The sequence below is a fragment of the Massilia sp. CT11-108 genome (genome assembly GCF_047302915.1).
Lineage (GTDB): Bacteria > Pseudomonadota > Gammaproteobacteria > Burkholderiales > Burkholderiaceae_D > Telluria > Telluria orientalis.
Genome location: NZ_JBKYMO010000382.1, coordinates 1 through 5,423, shown reverse-complemented (window position 1 = coordinate 5,423; position 5,423 = coordinate 1). Strand labels below are relative to the sequence as shown.

Below are 5,423 nucleotides of genomic sequence, written 5' to 3'. Positions count from 1 at the left end.
GGCCGCCGTCGACAAGTGTGCGCAGATGGGCGCCGATGCAAAGACGGGTTGCCTCGTCGAAACGAAACCGTCGGCCGTGCGCGACACCGCTGCGGATGCGGCATCAAAGACGCGCGACACTGCCGCGACCGCGGGCGACAAAGTGAAGGCCGCGGCCGCGACAGTTGCTGAAAAGACGAAGGAAGTAGCGCACTCGGCCGTCGAGAAGACGAAGGAGGCCGGTTCGACCGTTGCCCAGAAGACCGACAACGCGATGGACCGCACCGGCGACCAGACGGTCGACAAGACCCGCAATGCCGCCGGCAAGACCCGCGTGGCCGCCTCCGATACCGCCATCACCACCAAGGTGAAGGCCGGCCTCGTCAAGGAACCGAACCTCGATTCGCTCGGCATCCATGTCGAGACGGAAAAGGGCGTCGTGATGCTCAGCGGCTTCGTGAATTCGAAGGAACAGGCCGACAAGGCTGTGAAAGTCGCGAAGGGCGTCGACGGCGTAGCCAGCGTCAAGAGCGCCATCAAGGTCAAATAAGCCATACCACTTTCTGCCCCTCTGCGGCCCGCCGAAGTTGGCGGGCCGTTTTTTTTGCTGATCTACCACAAGTTGTCACGAAGCCGCCGGAAACGCATTTACGTTGGATACGGCACGGTATAATCGCGGCCGTGAACAGACTCGAAGCTTTTGGAACCATCGCCGCCCAGGCGGCGCGCGGTGAGATTTCCTTCCCGACCAGCGTGAACGCGGTGCTGCGCCTGCAGCACGCGCTCAACGATCCCGATTGCCACCTGGAGGACGCGATCCGCCTCGTACTGGGCGAGCCGCAGCTGGCGGCGCGCACGGTGGCGCTGGCCAATTCCTCGACGTTCAACACGAGCGGGCGTCCCGTCACCAACGTGCGCTCGGCCGTGACGCGGGTCGGCTACCGCAACCTGCAGATGCTCGTCGCCAGCCTCGTCGTGCGCCAGTTCGGCGCCCGCATCGAGGATCCGGACCTGCGCGCCAAGGCCGAGCAGCTGTGGGAACACACGGTGCAGGTCGCCGCGCTGGCCCATGTGTTCGCGCACCACGTTACCTTCGTCAATCCGGACACGGCGATGTTCGCCGGCATCGTCCACGAGGTCGGCGGCTTTTACCTGCTGTCGCGCGCCGACGGCTTCCCGGGCCTGCTGGACGACGATCCGGAAAAATGGGCCGAGCTGTGCGAGGACGTCGTCACGCGCGAAGTGGCGCGCAAGCTGGCGCTGCCCGATCCAGTCGCCGAGGCGATCTTCGAGCTGCGCGGCGCCTGGCTGCACATGCCGCCCGCTTCGCTGCTCGACACGCTGCTGCTGGCGAACATGTACGCCAGCGTGCCGTCGCCGCTCGGCACGGCGCGCGCACCCTTGCCCGAACACAGCGAGAGCGCGCTCGACTACCTGCTGGACGAGGAAACCCTCCAGCGCATGATCGAGGAAGCGTCGGAGATCGCCGCGTCGATGGGCGGCGCGCTGCTCGTCTGACGGATTTCAGCCGCCGAGCTGGCGGCAGAACTGCGCCGTCGCCTCGTCCATCGGAAAGCACGATTCGATGTGCAGCCCGTCGATGGTGACGTCGCGCGGCGTGCCGAACGTCGTGATCGTCGAAAAGAAGCTCAGCGTCACGCCGCGGTGACGGAATTCCGTCGTCAGCAGCGGCGCCGGCGGCGTATCGAGGTCGCGCAGCCGCCAGCGCGACGGCACGTTCGGATACGCGAGGATCTCGTCCAGCAGCGCCCGCGCCTTCGTATCCGTCGGCGACCCCGCGACCAGTGCGTGCAGGTGGCCGATCAGCGTGCCGCCCACGTCGTCCCAGTTCGCCAGCGCGCCCCGCAGGTCGTCCGGATCGAACACGGCGCGCAGCATGTTCGCGTGCCTGCTCGCCCGCCCGTCGAGCACGAAACCGTTCACGCGCTGCGCCGCCTGGTTCGTCGCGAGGATGTCCCAGTGCCGGTTCATGAGGAATGCGGGATACGGTTCCTGCTGGCGCAGGATGAAATCGATCGCCTGGTTGATGCGGCCCATGGCCGGCGTGTCGAGCCCCGTCTCCGGATAGCTCGGCGCATAACCGCCCGCGCGAAGCAGCGCGTTACGTTCGCGCAGCGGCATGTCCAGCACGTCGGCCAGGCGCATCAGCAGCGTCCTGCTGGGCTGCGCCTTGCCCGTTTCGATGCAGCTGAGGTGGCGGGCGGAGATGTTCGCGTCCAGCGACAGGTCGAGCTGGCTCAGGCGCCGCGCCGCGCGCCATTCGCGCAGGAGCAGGCCGACGGGGACGGGGGCGAGGTCGAGAGGCGTCATCCGCCGATGATAACCCGGCCGCGCGGCGCCGGGCCATGACGTCCGAGGTCATGGGTCGATCCCGAAGGACAGGCTCGAAAAGATCGTGTCGTAGTCGATGCCTTCGTCACCGTCCAGCGGCGTGGTCCACACGACGTTCAGCAGCCAGTGGCCCGGCGGCGGACGATGCAGCCGCACGAGGCCTTCGCCATCCGTGACCTGCGCGGCGACGGGCTGCGCGTCGTGGTCGAGGTCCGTCAGTTTTACTAGTGCGCGCCGCAACGGACAGCCTTTGAAGATGACTTGCGCCGTCAGCATGCCGCCGTCCGACGGCGATGTCATCAACACGATTTCCAGCGGCAGGCCGAGGCGCTTCATGGCCAGGTCCTGGCTGCCTTCGCCGGGCGCGCCGGCCTGCACGAGCGCCTTCGCCACGCGCCGGTAACGTTCGAAGACATCGCGTCCGCGCGCGGCCGCCGCGGGCCACAAACCCTCTTCCCGCACGTAGGCGTCGAACCGGTCGGCCGGCAGATGGCTCAGCGCGTCCGCGTCCGTTTCCAGTACCAGCAGATGCAGGCCCGGCTCCGCGGGCGCGAGCCTGCCGTCGTTGCGCAAGTCGATGACCTCGCCGGCCGGCGTCCATGCGGCGAAGCGCTGGATGCGGCGCGACGGGATCATCGACGTGCGGCGCGCGTCGCCGTGGCCCACCTGCATGCTCAAGGCGGTGCTGGCGCCCACCGACACGACGAAGCTGTCCGGATTGACCCAGAAGTCGTGTGCGCGGGCATTCATGCACAGGCACAGGATGAGGAACAGGCACACCCTCATAGGAACGGGAACACCGTGTCCGAGTGCGGCTGGTCGTCCGCGCGCACGCCGTCCGTGACGGCATCGTTCATGCCGCCGGCGAGCAGCGAGCGGTACACGTTCACCGCGTCGTAATGGAGTGTCCGGCCGCCGCAGTCTCGCTGCCCGAGCTCCACGCCGAACAGCCGCGTGCACGTGGTGACCGCGCTGTCGACCCACAGCCGGTCGTCGGCCAGCAACCGGGCCAGCGGCAGGTAGCGCTGCCCGGGCGGCGCGGCGGCGTCGATCATGAGCTGGTTGCCGCAGCGGCCGTCGTAGCCGTCGTACAGCGCGAGCGACTTTGCGATGACGGGCACGAATTCGGCCGCCGTGTCCGGTGTCGCCGCGTTGTAGCGGAGCTTGTAGGCGTCGGCGTCCTCGTCGCTGCCCAGGTGCGCGAGCAGGCCGTTGCCCGTCAGCGGCCGGCCCATGCGGTCGATGCGGACGTCGTCGACGAGCGTATCGGCCCACACCGCCAGCACGGGGCCGCCGCGGTTGACGAGGCCGAGGTCGACCTCGAGCACGATCGCCATCGGCGTCCAGCCCGCGAGGAAGTTGCGGGCGGGGCCGCCATCCGTGTGGCGCCACTGGTCGAGGATCGCGGCCGTCTGCGCCGGCGTGTACGCGGGACAGCCCGCCGCATCGCGCGCCACGCGAGGGAGCGTCGCCGCGGCCAGGTCGAACGCGGCGCGCGAACCCTTCACGTTGTTGAAGAACGGGTCGTCGCGCAGGCCCGCGAACAGCCGGCTGCGGCCGCTCGCGCTCGCGAGTCCCGCCAGCCGGCCCGGGTCGCCCTGGATGGTTTCGTCGCGGCCGATCAGGCAGTCCGCCTGCGTCTTCGATGGGAAGCGGCACACGATGTCGGTGCGGGCCGTCGTGTCGGGAAAGCGCGGGCCGCTGTCGATGTGGAACGCGTATTCCGCATTCCTGTCGAGCGCGTGGCCGACGATGGTCATCACGAGATTCAGCCGGCGGCCGTCGGCCGACGTCCACGCGTAGATGTCGCCGATGTCAACGCGCGGGTCCGCGATGACCTTCGGCGAATCCAGGTGGTCGGATGCCGCGGTGAATGCGGAGGACAGCATGAGCGCCGCCGCGAGCGCGAGCCGGGCCGGCATCATGCGGCGACGCCGCGCGCGGCGTCTTCCAGTGCGCGCATCGCCTGCAGGTACGGGCCGGGGCCGTGGCTCAGGCGCGCGACGCCGAGGGCGCGCAACGTGGCCAGGGGTGGCGTGCCGGCGGCGGCCATCAGGTTGACGGGCAGGGGCGATGCCTGCACGAGCCGTTCGATCAGCGCCGCATCGACGAGGCCCGGCACGAACAGGCCATCCGCGCCGTGCGCGGCGTACACGCGGGCGCGCGCCAGCGTGGCGTCGAGCAGGGCGTCGTCGTGATCGCCCGGTGCCGCGAGCAGGAAGCCGTCCGTGCGGGCATTGATGAAGAGCGGGACGTCGATCCCGTCGGCGGCGTCGCGTGCCGCTTGCAGGCGCAGGGCCTGTTCGCCGGGATCGCGCAGGCCGCCGGCCGCGATGCCGTCTTCGAGGTTGCAGCCGACGGCGCCGGCGCGGATCGCTTGCGTGACGGTGTCGGCGACCTCGATCGGCGTGGCGCCATAGCCGCGTTCCAGGTCGACGGTCACGGGCAAGGCGACGGCGCGGGCGATGCGTGCGATGTTGGCAATGGCCAGGTCACGGGGCACGTGTTCGCCGTCCTCGTAACCGTTGGCGGCGGCGACGGCCCAGCTGGCGGTGGCGATGGCCTGGGCGCCGGCGGCGGCGATGGCCTTGGCGCTGCCGGCATCCCAGCAGTTGAAGAGGACGAGCGGCGCGCTTGGCGTGTGCAATGCGCGCAGTGCGTGGGCTTTGAGGACCTGGGCCTTGAGGATCTGGTCGGACATGGTGGTCTCCTGCGTTGTTGGAGACCACAGTGTGGCGATCGAACGCGGCGCGCTCAATCACGTGCGAGGTCATGCCGGCATGACCTCGGAGGTCATGGACAATGCAGGATGCCCGCCTGGTGCGCGCGCGTGGCCGCCAGCAGCCGGCGGTCGCGCAGCACGTCCAGCACGGCCTTGACGCGCGCGCTGCGCATCGTATCGCGCGCTCCCGCCAGCGCGAACTGGCGGCGTGCCGGGATCGGCAGCGGCAGCACGCGCACCTCGTCCGGTTCGGGATACGTCGCGAGGCGCGGCAGGATCGACCAGCCCATGCCGCGCGCCACCATCGCCGCGATGCTCGTGTCGTTGCCCAGCGTGCGCTCGGCCGTGGCGACCAGGCCGGCCGCACGGC

7 protein-coding genes are annotated in these 5,423 nt (G+C 69.6%); 2 read left to right on the top strand and 5 right to left on the bottom strand.

Annotated features, from left to right (window positions below; all coding sequences use genetic code 11):
* Positions 1-529: BON domain-containing protein (locus ACEN88_RS23430; RefSeq protein ID WP_413343512.1), on the top strand; the 529-nt coding region annotated here is incomplete at its 5' end.
* Between the two features lie 131 nt (positions 530-660).
* Positions 661-1,497: an HDOD domain-containing protein gene (locus ACEN88_RS23425; protein ID WP_413343510.1), complete on the top strand. Its 837-nt coding sequence runs from the start codon at positions 661-663 to the stop codon at positions 1,495-1,497.
* Between the two features lie 6 nt (positions 1,498-1,503).
* Here ACEN88_RS23425 and ACEN88_RS23420 read toward each other — a convergent pair whose 3' ends face one another.
* The 5 genes from ACEN88_RS23420 to ACEN88_RS23400 form a co-directional block, all read right to left on the bottom strand.
* A complete protein-coding gene (locus tag ACEN88_RS23420; protein WP_371769137.1) occupies positions 1,504-2,310 on the bottom strand; it encodes a helix-turn-helix domain-containing protein in 807 nt (268 codons plus the stop codon).
* 48 nt (positions 2,311-2,358) lie between these two features.
* Positions 2,359-3,081: a DUF4198 domain-containing protein gene (locus tag ACEN88_RS23415; RefSeq protein ID WP_413343508.1), complete on the bottom strand. Its 723-nt coding sequence runs from the start codon at positions 3,079-3,081 to the stop codon at positions 2,359-2,361.
* A gap of 32 nt (positions 3,082-3,113) precedes the next feature.
* Positions 3,114-4,256, bottom strand: coding sequence for a DUF4331 family protein (locus tag ACEN88_RS23410; protein WP_413343507.1), 1,143 nt, complete (start codon positions 4,254-4,256; stop codon positions 3,114-3,116).
* Complete coding sequence (locus tag ACEN88_RS23405) at positions 4,253-5,032, bottom strand: isocitrate lyase/PEP mutase family protein (RefSeq protein ID WP_413343505.1); 780 nt, start codon at positions 5,030-5,032, stop codon at positions 4,253-4,255. The genes ACEN88_RS23410 and ACEN88_RS23405 overlap by 4 nt, the downstream gene beginning before the upstream one ends.
* A gap of 92 nt (positions 5,033-5,124) precedes the next feature.
* Positions 5,125-5,423 (bottom strand): LysR substrate-binding domain-containing protein (locus tag ACEN88_RS23400; RefSeq protein ID WP_413343503.1); only part of this gene is annotated, 299 nt, incomplete at its 5' end.

Coding starts and splice junctions, on each gene's coding strand:
- ACEN88_RS23420 (WP_371769137.1), bottom strand. CDS start 2,310: ATGACGCCTCTCGACCTCGCCCCCGTCCCCGTCGGCCTGCTCCTGCGC.
- ACEN88_RS23410 (WP_413343507.1), bottom strand. CDS start 4,256: ATGATGCCGGCCCGGCTCGCGCTCGCGGCGGCGCTCATGCTGTCCTCC.
- ACEN88_RS23405 (WP_413343505.1), bottom strand. CDS start 5,032: ATGTCCGACCAGATCCTCAAGGCCCAGGTCCTCAAAGCCCACGCACTG.
- ACEN88_RS23415 (WP_413343508.1), bottom strand. CDS start 3,081: ATGAATGCCCGCGCACACGACTTCTGGGTCAATCCGGACAGCTTCGTC.